This is a genomic window from Pseudonocardia benzenivorans CB1190 (assembly GCF_000196675.2).
GTDB classification, from domain to species: Bacteria; Actinomycetota; Actinomycetes; order Mycobacteriales; family Pseudonocardiaceae; genus Pseudonocardia; species Pseudonocardia benzenivorans.
Window position 1 is genome coordinate 5,515,237 of sequence record NC_015312.1, and the last position, 14,220, is coordinate 5,529,456.

General features: G+C 74.5%; 17 protein-coding genes. 8 read left to right on the forward strand and 9 right to left on the reverse strand.

What is annotated here, in order from left to right:
* Positions 1-33: 33 nt before the first annotated feature.
* Positions 34-1,533 carry a sensor histidine kinase gene (locus PSED_RS25905; RefSeq protein ID WP_013677197.1) on the reverse strand — a complete coding sequence of 500 codons (1,500 nt, stop codon included), beginning with the start codon at positions 1,531-1,533 and terminating at the stop codon, positions 34-36.
* 105 nt (positions 1,534-1,638) lie between these two features.
* On the opposite strand from PSED_RS25905, the gene PSED_RS35755 reads away from it, so the two are divergent.
* Positions 1,639-1,713: a 50S ribosomal protein bL37 gene (locus PSED_RS35755; protein WP_103380071.1), complete on the forward strand. Its 75-nt coding sequence runs from the start codon at positions 1,639-1,641 to the stop codon at positions 1,711-1,713.
* Between the two features lie 76 nt (positions 1,714-1,789).
* Here PSED_RS35755 and rsrA read toward each other — a convergent pair whose 3' ends face one another.
* Both rsrA and PSED_RS25915 read right to left on the reverse strand, forming a co-directional pair.
* Positions 1,790-2,134: a mycothiol system anti-sigma-R factor gene (gene rsrA, locus PSED_RS25910; protein ID WP_013677198.1), complete on the reverse strand. Its 345-nt coding sequence runs from the start codon at positions 2,132-2,134 to the stop codon at positions 1,790-1,792.
* The gene (locus PSED_RS25915) at positions 2,131-2,811 is read right to left on the reverse strand and encodes a sigma-70 family RNA polymerase sigma factor (RefSeq protein WP_041762412.1); all 681 of its coding nucleotides are present in this window, start codon (positions 2,809-2,811) and stop codon (positions 2,131-2,133) included. The genes rsrA and PSED_RS25915 overlap by 4 nt, the downstream gene beginning before the upstream one ends.
* A gap of 192 nt (positions 2,812-3,003) precedes the next feature.
* Between PSED_RS25915 and ybaK the strand changes: the two genes are divergently transcribed.
* On the forward strand, positions 3,004-3,480 hold the full coding sequence (gene ybaK / locus PSED_RS25920; protein ID WP_041760012.1) for a Cys-tRNA(Pro) deacylase: 477 nt from the start codon (positions 3,004-3,006) through the stop codon (positions 3,478-3,480).
* 38 nt (positions 3,481-3,518) lie between these two features.
* Here ybaK and PSED_RS25925 read toward each other — a convergent pair whose 3' ends face one another.
* Genes PSED_RS25925 through PSED_RS25935 form a run of 3 tightly spaced genes read right to left on the reverse strand, consistent with a single transcriptional unit; the run spans position 3,519 to position 5,320 of the window.
* Entirely contained in the window at positions 3,519-3,833 is a 315-nt protein-coding gene (locus tag PSED_RS25925) for a YbjQ family protein (protein WP_013677201.1), read from the reverse strand.
* 42 nt (positions 3,834-3,875) lie between these two features.
* Positions 3,876-4,511, reverse strand: coding sequence for an alpha/beta hydrolase family protein (locus tag PSED_RS25930; RefSeq protein WP_013677202.1), 636 nt, complete (start codon positions 4,509-4,511; stop codon positions 3,876-3,878).
* Positions 4,508-5,320, reverse strand: coding sequence for an SOS response-associated peptidase (locus PSED_RS25935; protein WP_013677203.1), 813 nt, complete (start codon positions 5,318-5,320; stop codon positions 4,508-4,510). The genes PSED_RS25930 and PSED_RS25935 overlap by 4 nt, the downstream gene beginning before the upstream one ends.
* Before the next feature lie 41 nt (positions 5,321-5,361).
* On the opposite strand from PSED_RS25935, the gene aroA reads away from it, so the two are divergent.
* The 4 genes from aroA to PSED_RS25955 are packed head-to-tail and all read left to right on the forward strand — an operon-like array spanning position 5,362 to position 9,898.
* Positions 5,362-6,627 carry a 3-phosphoshikimate 1-carboxyvinyltransferase gene (gene aroA, locus PSED_RS25940; protein WP_173400068.1) on the forward strand — a complete coding sequence of 422 codons (1,266 nt, stop codon included), beginning with the start codon at positions 5,362-5,364 and terminating at the stop codon, positions 6,625-6,627.
* 7 nt (positions 6,628-6,634) lie between these two features.
* Complete coding sequence (gene rsgA / locus PSED_RS25945; protein ID WP_013677205.1) at positions 6,635-7,636, forward strand: ribosome small subunit-dependent GTPase A; 1,002 nt, start codon at positions 6,635-6,637, stop codon at positions 7,634-7,636.
* 25 nt (positions 7,637-7,661) lie between these two features.
* Positions 7,662-8,471: an SCO4651 family lipoprotein gene (locus PSED_RS25950; RefSeq protein WP_013677206.1), complete on the forward strand. Its 810-nt coding sequence runs from the start codon at positions 7,662-7,664 to the stop codon at positions 8,469-8,471.
* Entirely contained in the window at positions 8,468-9,898 is a 1,431-nt protein-coding gene (locus PSED_RS25955) for a serine/threonine-protein kinase (protein WP_013677207.1), read from the forward strand. Before PSED_RS25950 ends, PSED_RS25955 begins: the two co-directional genes overlap by 4 nt.
* 4 nt (positions 9,899-9,902) lie before the next feature.
* On the opposite strand, the gene PSED_RS25960 is transcribed toward PSED_RS25955, so the two are convergent.
* Complete coding sequence (locus tag PSED_RS25960; RefSeq protein ID WP_013677208.1) at positions 9,903-10,475, reverse strand: TetR/AcrR family transcriptional regulator; 573 nt, start codon at positions 10,473-10,475, stop codon at positions 9,903-9,905.
* 96 nt (positions 10,476-10,571) lie between these two features.
* On the opposite strand from PSED_RS25960, the gene PSED_RS25965 reads away from it, so the two are divergent.
* Positions 10,572-10,949 carry a DUF4267 domain-containing protein gene (locus PSED_RS25965; RefSeq protein WP_013677209.1) on the forward strand — a complete coding sequence of 126 codons (378 nt, stop codon included), beginning with the start codon at positions 10,572-10,574 and terminating at the stop codon, positions 10,947-10,949.
* Positions 10,950-10,974: 25 nt separating this feature from the next.
* On the opposite strand, the gene pruA is transcribed toward PSED_RS25965, so the two are convergent.
* Entirely contained in the window at positions 10,975-12,609 is a 1,635-nt protein-coding gene (gene pruA / locus PSED_RS25970) for an L-glutamate gamma-semialdehyde dehydrogenase (RefSeq protein WP_086002819.1), read from the reverse strand.
* A 93-nt stretch (positions 12,610-12,702) separates the two neighbouring features.
* Here pruA and PSED_RS25975 point away from each other — a divergent pair, with 93 nt between their 5' ends.
* Positions 12,703-13,296, forward strand: a complete 594-nt coding sequence (locus PSED_RS25975; RefSeq protein WP_013677211.1) for a DUF1707 SHOCT-like domain-containing protein — start codon at positions 12,703-12,705, stop codon at positions 13,294-13,296.
* A 6-nt stretch (positions 13,297-13,302) separates the two neighbouring features.
* On the opposite strand, the gene PSED_RS25980 is transcribed toward PSED_RS25975, so the two are convergent.
* A complete protein-coding gene (locus PSED_RS25980) occupies positions 13,303-14,175 on the reverse strand; it encodes an enoyl-CoA hydratase-related protein (protein ID WP_013677212.1) in 873 nt (290 codons plus the stop codon).
* Positions 14,176-14,220: the final 45 nt, after the last annotated feature.

Consider the following 14,220-nt stretch of genomic DNA (forward strand, 5'->3'; position numbering starts at 1 on the left):
CACGGCACCGGTACCTGGGATCACACCGTCAGGCTATCTCCCCACCAACGGGAGCTCGATGACGGCCTCCGTACCGCCGCCCGCACGCGGCCTGAGCTGCAACGACGAGTCCAGCTCCGAGTGCAGCAGCGTGCGCACGATCTGCAGGCCGAGACCGTTGGCACCGTCGGGGTCGAAACCGTCGGGCAGGCCGCGCCCGTCGTCGGCGATGGCGACGACGAGCCGGCCGGCTGACCGCCGGGCCGACACGACCACCTCACCGGCCTGGTCCGACGCGAACGCGTGCCGCAGCGCGTTGTGCACCAGCTCGGTCACGACGAGCACCAGCGGCGTGGCCATCGCGGCGGGGTGGGTCCCGAAACTGCCCTCACGGCGGACCTTGGCCCGCACGTCGGCCGTCGCGCCGTCGCCGATCATCGGCAGCACGGTGTCGATCAGCTGGTCGAGGTCGACCTGCTCGGCCACCGAGTAGGCCAGCGCCTCGTGCACGAGCGCGATCGAGCTGACCCGCCGCACGCTCTCGGCCAGCGCGAGCTTGGCCTCGGGGATCGACGTCCGGCGCGCCTGCAGGCGCAGCAGGGCCGCGACCGTCTGCAGGTTGTTCTTGACGCGGTGGTGGATCTCCCTGATCGTCGCGTCCTTGCTGAGCAGCGCGAGGTCCCGCCGGCGCAGGTCGGTCACGTCGCGCACCAGCACCAGCGCGCCGGCCGCGTCGCCACGGGGGCGCAGCGGCAGTGCGCGGACCAGCATGACCGCACCCCGGGCCCGGATCTCCAGCCGCAACGACGAACGGCCCGACAGCGCGGACTCGATGCGCGCCGCCACCTCCGCCGCGTCGAACGGGTCCCGGACGAGCTTGCGGGTGGCGTCGGCGAGGGGCAGCCCGATGAGGTCGCTGGCGTGACCCATGCGGTGGTAGGCCGACAGCGCGTTGGGGCTGGCGTAGGCGACGAGGCCGCGCGAGTCGAGGCGGATGAGCCCGTCGCCCGCGCGCGGGCTGGTGTCGGCCCCCGCGACGCTCGCCGCGGGCGGGAACGTGCCGTCGGCGATCATCTGGCAGAGGTCCGACGCGCTGCCCAGATAGGCGATCTCCAGCGGGCTGGGCACCCGCGGCATCGCCAGGTTCGTGTCGCGGGAGAGCACGGCAAGGACGCGTCCGTTGTGCCGCACGGGGATCGTCTCCCGACGGACGGGCACCTCGAGGTGCCAGCGCGGATCCTCCTCGCGGCAGATCCGGCCCTCGACGACCGCGCGGCGCAGCTGCGGGTTGTCGGCCGCGGTCACCCGGGCGCCGACCATGTCCTCGGGATGCGCCGTGGGCGCGGTGTCGGGGCGGGCCTGCGCGACGCACAGGAACTCGGTCGCGCCGCCGGCCAGCGCGTGGTCGCCGTCGGGCAGCGGGATCCAGAGCAGGAAGTCGGCGAACGACATGTCGGCGAGCAGCTGCCACTCGGCGACGACGCGCTGCAGGTGATCGACCGCCTCACCGGGCAGCTGCGTGTGCGCCGCGAGCAGCTCACTCAGCGTCGACACCCGTCACCGTCCCGTCTCGTCCGACCAGCCCCCACCCGGGCAAGGCCCATCCAACCACGTGAAAGACTGGGCCCAGTTCACGACGAGATGGTGTGAGGAGGATCCATGTCGAAGCGTGCTCGCAAGAAGCGCGACCGCAAGAAGAGCGGCGCCAACCACGGCAAGCGTCCCAACACCTGACGCGCCGGCCCGAACGCGGAGAGCCGGTCCCCCACTGCGGGGGACCGGCTCTCGCGTCGTGTGCGGGGTGCGGCGATCAGCCCCGGCGTTCGACCCGCTCGAACCGGGTCGCGCGGACCTCGACCGTCGTGCCCGACGGACCCTTCTCGACGGTCACCTGGGCCTGCTCGAGTACCGCGTGCCGGATCTGCGTGCGCAGCCGCTCGCGCAGCCCGTCGGGCGCGTGCTCGCCGCCGCACTTGCTGGCCAGCAGCGCCTTCAGCTTCTCGTCGATGCCGTACTCCGCGAGGCAGGGCGCGCACTCGTCCAGGTGCTGGGCCAGCAGCGCCCGCCGCTGCGCGTCGCACTCGTGGTCGAGGAACAGCCAGACCTCCGCGAGTACCTCCGAGCAGTCGGTCTCGTGGGAACCACCGCAGTTCATCGGCTCGCCTCCTGCTGCTCGCCGCGGACGAAACCACGCTCGCGCGCGGTGTCGGTCAACATGTCACGCAGCTGCCGGCGGCCGCGGTGCAGCCGCGACATCACCGTGCCGATCGGAGTCCCCATGATCTCCGCGATCTCCTTGTACGCGAAGCCCTCGACGTCGGCGAGGTAGACGGCCATCCGGAAGTCCTCCGGGAGTGCCTGCAGGGCCGCCTTGACGTCGTCGTCGGGCAGATTGTCCATGGCCTCGACCTCGGCCGACCGCAGACCCGTCGAGCTGTGCTCGCCCGCCTGCGCGAGCTGCCAGTCGGTGATCTCCTCGGTGGGCGACTGCTGCGGCTGGCGCTGCCGCTTGCGGTAGCCGTTGATGTAGGTGTTGGTGAGGATCCGGTAGAGCCACGCCTTGAGGTTCGTGCCCTGGCGGAACGTGTGGAAGGCCGAGTAGGCCTTCAGGAACGTCTCCTGCACCAGGTCCTCGGCGTCGGCCGGGTTGCGCGTCATCCGCAGCGCCGCGCCGTAGAGCTGGTCGAGCAGCGGCATCGCGTCGCGTTCGAAGCGCGCCGCGCGCTCCTCGGTGGTCTCGTCGACCGGGGCACGCTCTGCCGAGGTGCTCGCGTCGTCCGTGACCGGCTCCGTCGCCGCAGACGGTTCCGATGACGCCGGGGTGGCGGGCACCGCGCTCCTCTCGAGGGGGCTCAGCACCCCCGTCAACACGTCGGGCCCGGTCACGTCTGCCGCGACCAGGTCTGCCGGGAAGGGTACGCCCCTCCCCCGGGCCGGAGGATCCATCACTGCGTGCGTCACGCCTGTGCGAACGCGGCCCGGGTCCTTCGGATTCCCACTGCGACGCCGCTTACGCTTCCGCGCGTGGCCGGAAAGGGAACACCAGCGACGGCGCTGCTGGGCAGGCAGCGGATCGCACACACCGTGCACACCTACGTCCACAGCGACGGGCAGGCGTACGGCACCGAGGCCGCGGAGGCGATGGGCGTCGAGCCGGCGCGGGTGTTCAAGACGCTGGTCGCCGAGGTCGACGGCGTCCTCACCGTCGGCATCGTCCCGGTGGCCGGGAGCCTGGACCTGAAGGCACTCGCGGCGGCGGTCGGTGGCAAGCGGGCGAAGATGGCCGAGGTCGCCGACGCCGAGCGCGCGACCGGCTATGTCGCGGGCGGCATCTCCCCGCTGGGCCAGCGCAAGCGGTTGCGCACCGTGCTCGACGCGTCGGCCGACCGGTTCGAGACGGTCTTCTGCAGCGGCGGCAGGCGCGGGCTGGAGATCGAGCTGGCTCCTGCCGACCTCGCCCGCGCCGCCGGCGCGACCGTCGCCCCGATCGCGGCGTCCTGAGCCGACCGCCGCCCGGGCGCGTCCCGAGCCGACCGGCCTCAGCCGACGGTGCAGGCCGTCCCGTAGGCGCAGACCTCGGTCCAGGTGTCGCCCATCTCGGTGGTGTCGAACCGCATCGCGACGACGGCGTTGGCGCCCAGCGCCTCGGCCGCGGCGGTGAGCCGCGCGATGGCCTCCTGCCGGCTCTCCTCGAGGTTCTTCGTCATGCCCTTCAGCTCGCCCCCGGCCAGCGACTTGAGCGCCGCACCGAGCTGCGAGCCGACGTGGCGCGACCGGACCGTCAGGCCGAACACCTCGCCGTGCACCTGCTGGACCGTCCGCCCCGGGACGTCGTTCATCGTCGTGATCAGCATGGCTCCCCCTCGCCCCGGCCGCCTCGTCGCAGTGCAGCGACCCTAGCGGCGCAGCCGCGCGTCGAGCCAGGTCCCGACGGCGGTCCGCAGGCCGCTCACGTCGGACTTCAGCGAGTGGTCGCCCCTGATGACGACGACCTCGCGGCCCGGCGCCGGCCCCGGCCGGCCGAACGGGTCGCGCTCGCCCTGGACGACGAGCACCGGGACGGTGACCGCGTCGATCTCCCCGGCCCGTGTCTTCTCCGGCCTGCCCGGCGGGTGCAGCGGGAACGCCAGGCAGAGGACCCCGGCGGCACCGGTGGCGGCGGCCGTCCGGCAGGCGACGCGCGCCCCCGAGCTGCGACCGCCGACGAGCAACGGTGCCGCGTCCCAGCCGGCCCCGAAGCCGCTGACGGCCGCGCAGACGGCGGTCCAGGCCGTGTCGAGCTGCGCCGCGGGGGCGGGTGCGCGCCGGCCCGCGACCCGGTAGGGCTGCTCGACGAGCCCGACGTGCAGGCCCGCCGCGTTGGCGACGCCGGCCGCCGCGACGATGTCGGGCGCCCCGACGCCACCGCCCGCGCCGTGCCCGACCAGCAGCACTCCGCGGACGTCGCCCGGCGCGGGATGCAGGTGGACGCGGGCGGGCCCGTGCGGCGTCGCGACCTCGCGGATCTCGGTCGCCTCCGCGAGTGCGGTCATTCCGGGTTCCGGCCGGAGTTGAGCAGGTCGAGCTGCAGGGCCTCGTCGACCTCGTCCGGACGCAGCGCCTCGAGCAGCTCGGGGCCGTTGTTGCGCACGTTGTTCACCCGGTTCGAGACGGGCCGCAGCTCCATGCGGTCGACGAGCGCGGCCGACGGCGGGGCGAGCAGCCGGGCGACGGACTCGTCCTTCGCGTCGGTGTCCGGGTTCAGCCAGGCGTCCCAGGCGTCGGGGGCGAGGACGAGCGGCATCCGATCGTGGATGTCGGCGAGCGGGCCGACGGCCTCCGTCGTCAGCACGGCCACGGTGACCAGACCGTCCGGGTACTCCTCGAGCAGCGCGGCGTCCTTGGGCTTCCAGTACTCCCAGATGCCGGCCATCGCGATCGAGGAGCCGTCGCGGTAGCTGGTGAAGTAGGGCTGCTTCGTCTTCCCGGTGTCGGTGTCGCGGCGCTGCCACTCGTACCAGCCGTCGGCGGGCAGCAGGCAGCGGCGCGACGACAGGGCCCTGCGGAACGCGGGCTTGTCCGCGGCGGTCTCCGACCGGGCGTTGATCATGCGCGCCCCGCCCGACGCGTCCTTGGACCACGACGGGACGAGCCCCCAGCGCACCCGGCGCAGGGTCCGCTGCGTCTCGTCGCGGACCGGCTCGCCGTCGTCGTCGCGCGGGTGCCGCTCGACGACGGTGGTGACCTGCTTGGTCGGGGCCACGTTGAAGTCGGGCGCGACGTCGTCCTCGGTCGCGTCGACGGCCCGGAACTCGTCGGCGAGGTCGGCGGGAGCCTTGGTGGAGGAGTAGCGGCCGCACATGGTGCCCATCGTTCCACGGCGCGCGTGAAACCATGGGGCGCGTGAGCAGCCCCTGGTCCGCCCCGCACGCCACCCGTCCCGTCCGCGGGCGCGTCACGGTGCCCGGTTCGAAGTCCGTGACCAACCGCGCGATCCTGCTCGCCGCGCTGTCCGGCGGCCCGGCGTCGGTGTCGGGTGCGCCCGCGACGCGCGACACCGCGTTGATGGTGGATGCGTTGCGCGCCATGGGGGTGCCCGTCTCGGTCGAGGGCGAGCGCGTGGTCGTCGAGCGACACGCGGGGCTCACGGGTGGCGACGTCGACTGCGGGCTCGCGGGGACCGTGATGCGGTTCGTCCCGCCCGCGGCGGCGCTGGCCGACGGCGAGGTCCGCTTCGACGGCGACCCGCGGGCCCGGGAACGTCCGATGGGGACGGTGCTCGACGCGTTGCGTGCCCTCGGCGCCGAGATCGACGGCGACGCGCTGCCGTTCACGTTGCGGGGCTCCGGGTCACTGCCCGGCGGGGTGGTGACGATCGACGCGTCGGCGTCGTCGCAGTTCGTGTCGGGGCTGCTGCTCTCGGCGGCCCGGTTCGACAAGGGGGTCACCGTCCACCACGACGGCAGGCCCGTGCCGTCGCTGCCGCACATCGACATGACGGTCGCGATGCTGCGCGAGGCGGGGGTCGACGTCGACGACTCCGAGGCGAACACCTGGCGGGTCTCCCCGGGCCCGATCGCGGCCCGCGACTGGACGGTGGAGCCCGACCTGTCGAACGCGTCGGTGTTCCTCGCGGCGGCCGCGGTCACCGGGGGCCGGGTCACCGTCGCGGGGTGGCCACACCGCTCCACCCAGCCCGGCGTGGGGATCCTCCCCGTGCTGGCCGCGTTCGGCTGCATCGTCGAGCCCGAGGGCGACGGGATGACCGTCACCGGCCCGCCCGTCCTGCGCGGCGTCGACGTCGACCTGCACGACGTCGGCGAGCTCACCCCGACGGTCGCTGCCGTCGCGGCGCTGGCCGCCACCCCCTCGCGGCTGCGCGGCGTCGCGCACCTGCGCGGCCACGAGACCGACCGCATCGCCGCGCTGGCCGCGGAGATCGCCGCGCTCGGGGGCGACGTCGAGGAGACCCCCGACGGCCTGGAGATCCGGCCCGCCGCGCTGACCGCACCCGCGGGACGGCCGTGGGGGGCCTACGCCGACCACCGGATGGCGACCGCGGGCGCGCTCGTCGGGCTCGTCGTCCCGGGGATCGAGGTCGACGACATCGGCGCGACCGGCAAGACCTTCCCCGACTTCCCGGGCAGCTGGGCGGCGCTGGTCGGATGACGAGGCGATGACTCCGGCCCGGCCCCGCGAGTACGACGAGTCCGACGTCCGGGTGCGCCCGGGGAGGCGCGGGTCACGCCCCCGAAGCAAGCGCCGCCCCGACCACGCCGACGCGACCGAGGCGATGGTCATCGGCGTCGACCGCGGCCGCTGGACCTGCGCCCCGGACGGCGACGCGACCCGGCGGCCCGTGACGGCGATGCGGGCCCGCGAGCTGGGCCGCACGCCGATCGTCGTCGGCGACCGCGTCGGGCTGTCGGGTGACGTGTCCGGCGACGTCGACACGCTGGCCCGCATCGTCCGCGTCGAGGAGCGTGCCACCGTCCTGCGGCGCACCGCCGACGACACCGACCCCTACGAGCGGATCGTGGTCGCGAACGCCGCGCAGCTGGTGATCGTCACCGCGCTGGCCGACCCCGAGCCACGGACCGGGTTCGTCGACCGCTGCCTCGTCGCCGCCTACGCCGGCGGGCTGTCGCCCGTTCTGTGCCTCACCAAGTCGGACCTGGCCGATCCCGGGCCGTTCTCCGCGCACTACGCAGAGCTGGAGTTCCCGGTCGTCGTGACCCGGCGCGACCAGCCGCCCGACGAGCTGGCCGCGCTGCTCGACGGCCAGGTCTCGGCGCTCGTGGGCCATTCGGGCGTCGGCAAGTCGACGCTGGTCAACGCGCTGGTGCCGGATGCCGAGCGCGCGGTCGGGGCGGTGTCGGGCGTCGGCAAGGGCCGGCACACGACGACGGCGGCGCTGGCCCTGCCGCTGCCCGACGGGCGGGGCTGGGTCGTCGACACGCCGGGGGTGCGGTCGTTCGGGCTCGCCCACGTGACGCCCGGCGAGGTCATCGCCGCGTTCGACGACATGGCCGCCGCCGTCGAGGACTGCCCGCGCGGCTGTGGACACCTCGGACCGCCCGCCGACCCGGAGTGTGCGCTGGACGCCCTGGTCGCGAGCGGTGCACTGCGCCCGGCACGGCTCGCGGCGCTGCGCCGGGTCCTGGTCGCCCTGCGCTGACCGGTGTTCGCTAGCGTCTGGCGCCATGGCGGTGAGGGTGGCGCGCGGGCCCGCGTGGCCCGTCCTGCTGCTCGCCGTGCTCGCCGGTTTGGTCACGGCGTGCGGGCCGGGGCAGCCGTCCGACGCCGCGCCATCCGGCCTCCCCAAGTTCTACGACGCCACCCAGCTGCTCGACGTCCTCACCCAGCGCCGCACGGCCGACCCGACCGCCCAGCTGTCGGTCGTCGGCGACGTCACCGGCTCGGTACCGGTCACCTTCACCGCGCAGGGCGGGCTGAGCCTCGTGGGTCCGACGCCCGCGCTCGCCCTGGACCAGACGATGACCTGGCCGGGAGCCGCGCCGCAGCAGACCGGCTTCGTGCTGCGCGACGGCGAGGTGTGGCTGCGCACGGCCGACGGCGGGACGCCGTGGCTGCGGGCCGGGTCGGCGACGACGCAGGCCGACCGGATGCGCGTCGCGATCGCCGACGCGCTCGGCGACGCCACCGACCCCACCGCCAACCTGTCCCGCTACGCCGACGCCACCCTGGTCTCCGACGCCGCCGACGAGGTCGTCGACGGCGTGCCCACCGTCCGGTACACCCTGGTCGTCGACCTGACCAGGGCCTCGACGATCGAGCCCGACCCCGAGCTCAAGGCGCAGCTCGACCAGCAGATCCGCGACGGGCTCACCCGCATCACCTCGACGTTGTGGGTTGACGCCGACACCCGTCCGGTCCGCACCCAGCAGCGTCAGGGGCTCGCCGACATGGGCACGCTCGCCACCACGGCCGACTACCGGTCGTGGGGCACGTCCGTCACGATCAGCCCGCCCCCGCCCGCCGAGGTGCGATGACGACGACGGACCCACGGTCGGTCGGCCCGTTCACGATCCACCGCGTCCTCGGCGAGGGCGGCATGGGCAAGGTGTACCTCGGCCGGTCCCGCGACGGGCGGCAGGCGGCGGTCAAGGTGGTGCGCTCCGCGCTGGCCGACGACCCGGAGTTCCGCGCCCGCTTCCGCCAGGAGGTCGCGGCCGCGACGCGGGTGCACGGCGTCTACACCGCGGCGCTGCTCGGGGCCGATCCCGACGCGCCCGCGCCGTGGATGGCCACGGAGTACGTCCCGGCGCCGTCGTTGCGCGAGGCGGTCTCCGAGCACGGCCCCATGCCCGCGGAGTCGGTGCGCCGGCTGGGCATCGGGCTCGCCGACGCGCTGGCCGCGATCCACACGGCCGGCGTCGTGCACCGCGATCTCAAACCCGGCAACGTCCTGCTTGCACACGACGGCCCGAAGGTCATCGACTTCGGCATCGCCCGCGCCACCGACGCGACGACGCTCACCCGCACGGGCGCGGTCATCGGCACCCCGGGGTTCATCGCGCCGGAGGTCCTTGCGCACGGCCGCGCGGGCCCTGCCGCCGACGTGTTCGCGCTGGGCGGGGTCCTGCTGCACGCCGCGACGGGCCGGGCACCGTTCGGTGAGGGCGACGCCGCGGCGCTGCTCTACCGGGCGGCCAACGTCGACCCGGACCTGTCCGGGGTGCCGCCCGCGCTGGTGCCGACGGTCGCCGCCTGCCTGCACCGCGACCCCGCGCAGCGACCCACACCGGCGCAGATCCGCGACGCGCTCGGCGGCGACCGTGACCGTCCGACGGCGGGATGGCTGCCGGGCCGGCTGGAGCCGGCACCGCCGAAACCGGTGGCGCGCACGCGGTTCTCGCCCGTGCTCGCGATCGGGGCCGTCGCGGCGGTCATCGCGGTGGTGGGTGGGATCGTGCTGGCGCTGCGCCCCGGCTCGACGCCGCAGAACCCGCCGCCCCCGCCGGCCGCGACGGCCACCGGCATCGCCCCGCCCACGTCGGGCGCACCTCAGACCTCGACCCAGACCTCGACCCAGACCTCGACGGCCCCCGCCGACCTCACGGTCTCGCCGTCGGCCACGGGGTTCAGCACACCGTCGAACAACATCGCCTGCTATGTCTCGCCCAACTCGGTGCGCTGCGACATCTCCGAGCAGTCCTGGGACCCGTCGACGATCCCGGCGCGGCCTGCCGACTGCCAGGGCGTCTGGGGCGACTCGCTGACGGTCAGCGGCGGGGACCGCCCGACGTTCACCTGCCACGGCGACACCGTCTTCGGCACCGGGCCCGTCCTCGACTACGGCAGGTCCCTGCGGGTCGGCGACGTCACGTGCACCAGCCGGACGACGGGCGTCGAGTGCCGGGTGGGGGCCAGCGGGCACGGCTTCTCGATGTCCAAGAGCGGCTACCAGTGGTTCTGAGGGGTCAGCCCGTGAACCGGCCGATCAGCAGGTCCAGCCTGCCCTCCTGACCGTCCGGGGGGATCCGGCCGCTGTCGGCGAGGACGGCCATCCCGTGCACGGCGCTCCAGACGACCTCGGCGAGCGGCTCGCGCTGCTCGTCGCCCGCGGGGAAGCAGCCGACGAACTCGTCGAAGCACGCCCGCATGGGGGCCGGCGTCTCGTCCGTCGCGAACGCGAGATCGGTGGGCATGACGAACATCGCCTGGTAGAGCGCGGGGCGTTCGGCGGCGAAGCGCAGGTAGGCGCGGCAGACCGCCCGCAGCGCCACCGGCCCCGGCGCGGCCACGGCCGCCCGGGCGCGACCCAGTTGCTCCGCGAGCTCACCGAACCCGTCCAGCGCGACCGCGCTGACGATGGCGTCCTTGCCCGCGAAGTGGCTGTAGAGGACCGGCTGGCTGTACTCGACGCGCTCGGCCAGCCGCCGGGTGGTCACCGCGTCCCAGCCCTCCGTCTCGGCGAGCTCCCGCGCGGCCGTGACGATCAGCTGGTGGCGCTGGGCGCGTTCGCGTTCGCGGCGCCCGGTGACGGCGGACATGCACCCATCCTAGCAGTGCTAGACATTCTGCCGACGGCAGGTTAGCGTTGACCTAGTTTCTAGCAACGCTAGATCTCGTCTCCGGAAGGACCTCTCATGCTCGTCACCGTCGCGAACGTGCTCGCCGGGCTCGTCGCCGCCGGCATCGTCGTCATCGGCGCGCGGGTCTTCTGGGCCCCACGCGCCGCCGCCGGCTTCGGCATCCCGCACACGCCGACCGAGGACCGCACCGTCCAGGCCTGGCTGACCGTCAAGGGCGTGCGCGACATGGCGTGCGGGCTCTTCGTCGTCGTGCTGATGCTCACCGCGACGCCGCACGTGCTGGGCTGGTTCATGCTCGCCGCCGCCGCCATCCCCGTGGGCGACGGGCTGATCGTGCTGCGCAGCAAGGGCGCGAAAGCCGTCGCCTTCGGCGTCCACTGGGGCACGGCCGCGGTGATGGTCGTGATCAGCGTCCTGCTGCTGCTGTCGTGACCCCGGGCCGAACGACCCGTGCCGCTCACCGGGCCTGGTGCGGGTACGTGTGGTCGGTCGGCGGGACGAGGGTCTCCTTCACCGCGCGCGGACTCGTCCACCGCTGCAGGTTGTAGACCGAGCCGGCCTTGTCGTTGGTGCCCGACGCCCGCGCCCCGCCGAACGGCTGCTGCCCGACGACCGCACCCGTCGGCTTGTCGTTGACGTAGAAGTTCCCGGCCGCGAAGCGCAACGCCCCGTGGGCCGCGTCGATCGCGGTGCGGTCGGTCGCGAACACCGAGCCGGTCAACGCGTAGGGGGTCGCGGTGTCGACGGTCCGCAGCACCTCGTCCCAGCTGCCGGGCGCCGCGTCGTCCCAGACGTGGACGGCGAGCACCGGTCCGAACAGCTCCGTGGTGAAGACGTCGTGGCCCGGGTCGTCGCCGACCAGCACCGTCGGCTCGACGAACCAGCCCTCGGCGTCGTCGCAGCCACCGCCCGCCAGCACCTCCAGGTCGCCGCGCACGCGGGCGAGCACACCGGAGAGCCGGGCGAAGGCGCGGCCGTCGATGACGGCGCCGCCGAACGTCGACAGGTCCTCGACGTCGCCGAAGCCGACCGTGCGCGTCGTGTCGGCCAGCGCCTCCCGCAGCCCCGACTTCCACAGCGACGCCGGGACGAACGCCCGCGAGGCCGCCGAGCACTTCTGGCCCTGGTACTCGAACGCGCCCCTGACCAGCGCCGTCACCAGGGCGGCCGGGTCGGCCGACGGGTGCGCGACGACGAAGTCCTTGCCGCCGGTCTCCCCGACCAGCCGCGGGTAGGACCGGTAGCGCGGCAGGTTGTCGGCGACCGAGCGCCACAGGTGCCGGAACGTCGCCGTCGACCCGGTGAAGTGCACGCCGGCCAGCTCCGGCGACGCGAGCGCCACCTCCGAGACCGCGGCGCCGTCGCCGGTGACCATGTTGACCACCCCGGGCGGCAGCCCCGCCTCCTCCAGCAGCCGCATCGTGTACCAGGCCGCGAGGGTCTGGGTCGGGCTCGGCTTCCACACGACGGTGTTGCCCATCAGCGCGGGGGCCGTCGGCAGGTTTCCGGCGATCGCGGTGAAGTTGAACGGCGTGATCGCGAGGACGAAGCCCTCCAGCGGCCGGTGGTCGAACCGGTTCCAGACGCCAGGGCTCGACACCGGCTGCTCGGCCAGGATCCGGCGGGCGTAGTGCACGTTCCAGCGCCAGAAGTCGATCAGCTCGCAGGCGGCGTCGATCTCGGCCTGCTGGACCGACTTGGACTGGCCCATGACCGTCGCGGCGTTCAACGTCGCCCGCCACGGCCCGGCGAGCAGGTCGGCGGCCCGCAGGAACACCGCCGCGCGCTCGTCGAACGGCAGCGCCTGCCACCCGGGGGCCGCGTCGCGGGCGGCGGCGACGGCGGCCTCGACGTCGGCGGCCGTCGCCTGTGCCGACACCCCGAGTACCCGGTGCCGACGGTGCGGGGAGACGACGTCGATCCGCTCCCCGCCGCCCATCCGGCGTACCCCGCCGACGGTGCCGGTGAGCTCGTGGGGGGTGCCGTCGAGCTCGGCGATCCGGGACCGCAACGCGGCCCGCTCGGGGCTGCCCGGGGCGTGCCCGAGTACGGGCTCGTTGCGCGGTACGGGGACGTCGGTGACACCGGTCAGCGCGGACATTCCTCCAGCGTGGACCCGTCACGCGGCCGTGTCATGCCCTGCCGGGCTACGCGTCGCCCGGTTGCGGGTGGCAAGCTTCCGGGCATGACAACGGGGGGCAAGGAAGGCGCCGGACCACCCGAGCGACCCGAACCGGTTCCCGACCGGACGGCGCCCGCATCCTCGCCGGGGCCGCCGCCGCTGCGGATCGGCACCGCGGAGCGCGAGTCGGCGGCCAAGGCGCTCGACGCCCATCTGGAGGCGGGACGGCTCGGCGTCGAGGAGTACGCCGACCGCTCGGCGGCGGCCGCGGTGGCGACCGTCGCGAGCGAGCTGCAGGCGCTGTTCGTCGACCTCCCCGAGCCGCACCCGACGCTGCCCGGCACCGCCGTGACGCCGGTCGCCCCCGCGGCCTCGGTGCCCGCGCCGACGGGCGCGCAGCCGCCCGCCGAGCGGTCGCCGCTGTCGAGCTGGGGGCCGCGGATCGTGGCGATCACGCCGATCGTCGCGCTCGCGCTGTTCCTGGCGCTCAACGGCGTCTTCGCGCAGGCCTGGATCTTCTTCCTGCTGATCCCCGCCGTCGGCGGGCTCGTCTACGGCCGCGAGCGGGGCGACGACCGGGATCGGGACCGGGAGCAGCGCCGGCTGCTGCGCGACGACCGCCGCCGGCTCGACCGCGGCGACGGGGACCGCCCCTGAGGTCGCTCACGGGATCGGTGGCCAGGGAGGGACGACGTCGGGGTAGTCGCCCGGGACGCGTCCGGGATAGACGGCCGGGCGCTTCTCCAGGAACGACGCCACGCCCTCCGCCGCGTCGGGGCCCCGGCCGAGGAGGTCGATCGCGCGCGAGTCCAGCCGGTGCGCCTCCCACGGTCCCGGCGCGCCGAGCATCGACCACAGCAGCTGCCGCGACACCGACACCGACACCGCCGACGTGTTGTCCGCGATCTCGCGGGCCAGCGCGTGCGCGGTACCGAGCAGGGCGTCGTCGGGAACGACCCGGGACACGAGCCGTCCCGCGAGCGCCTCCGCGGCGTCGAACACCCGGCCGGTCGCGACCCACTCCATCGCCTGCGAGATGCCGACGACCCGCGGCAGGAACCAGCTCGACGCGGCCTCCGGCACCAGCCCCCGGCGGGCGAAGACGAACCCGAACCGGGCGGACTCCGCCGCGATCCGCACGTCCATCGGCAGGGTCATCGTCGCGCCGATGCCGACCGCGGGCCCGTTGATCGCGCCGATGACCGGCTTGCGCGAGGCCGCGACCCGCAACGACACCACACCGCCCCGGTCGCGGGGAACGCCGTCGACCTCGCCGTGACGCTGGTCGGCGGCCCGCGCACCGTCGGACGCGTCGAACGTCGACGCGCCGCGGGAGAGATCGGCGCCCGCGCAGAACCCCCGGCCGCGCCCGGTCACGATGACGACCCGGACGTCGCCGTCGGCGTCGGCCGCGTCGAACGCCTCGACGAGCTCGTCGGCCATCGTCGAGGTGAAGGCGTTGAGCTTGGCGGGGCGGTCGAGCGTCAGCGTCGCGATGCCGTCGACGACCTCGTACGCGATCTCGGTGAACTCCACGCGGTTCCTCCTCGGCGAGCGGCTGCGCCTCCGTTCTAGCCGACG

Coding starts and splice junctions, on each gene's coding strand:
- rsrA (WP_013677198.1), bottom strand. CDS start 2,134: ATGAACTGCGGTGGTTCCCACGAGACCGACTGCTCGGAGGTACTCGCG.
- PSED_RS25925 (WP_013677201.1), bottom strand. CDS start 3,833: ATGCTGATCACGACGATGAACGACGTCCCGGGGCGGACGGTCCAGCAG.
- PSED_RS25930 (WP_013677202.1), bottom strand. CDS start 4,511: ATGACCGCACTCGCGGAGGCGACCGAGATCCGCGAGGTCGCGACGCCG.
- PSED_RS25935 (WP_013677203.1), bottom strand. CDS start 5,320: ATGTGCGGCCGCTACTCCTCCACCAAGGCTCCCGCCGACCTCGCCGAC.
- rsgA (WP_013677205.1), top strand. CDS start 6,635: ATGACTCCGGCCCGGCCCCGCGAGTACGACGAGTCCGACGTCCGGGTG.
- PSED_RS25950 (WP_013677206.1), top strand. CDS start 7,662: ATGGCGGTGAGGGTGGCGCGCGGGCCCGCGTGGCCCGTCCTGCTGCTC.
- PSED_RS25955 (WP_013677207.1), top strand. CDS start 8,468: ATGACGACGACGGACCCACGGTCGGTCGGCCCGTTCACGATCCACCGC.
- PSED_RS25960 (WP_013677208.1), bottom strand. CDS start 10,475: ATGTCCGCCGTCACCGGGCGCCGCGAACGCGAACGCGCCCAGCGCCAC.
- PSED_RS25965 (WP_013677209.1), top strand. CDS start 10,572: ATGCTCGTCACCGTCGCGAACGTGCTCGCCGGGCTCGTCGCCGCCGGC.
- PSED_RS25975 (WP_013677211.1), top strand. CDS start 12,703: ATGACAACGGGGGGCAAGGAAGGCGCCGGACCACCCGAGCGACCCGAA.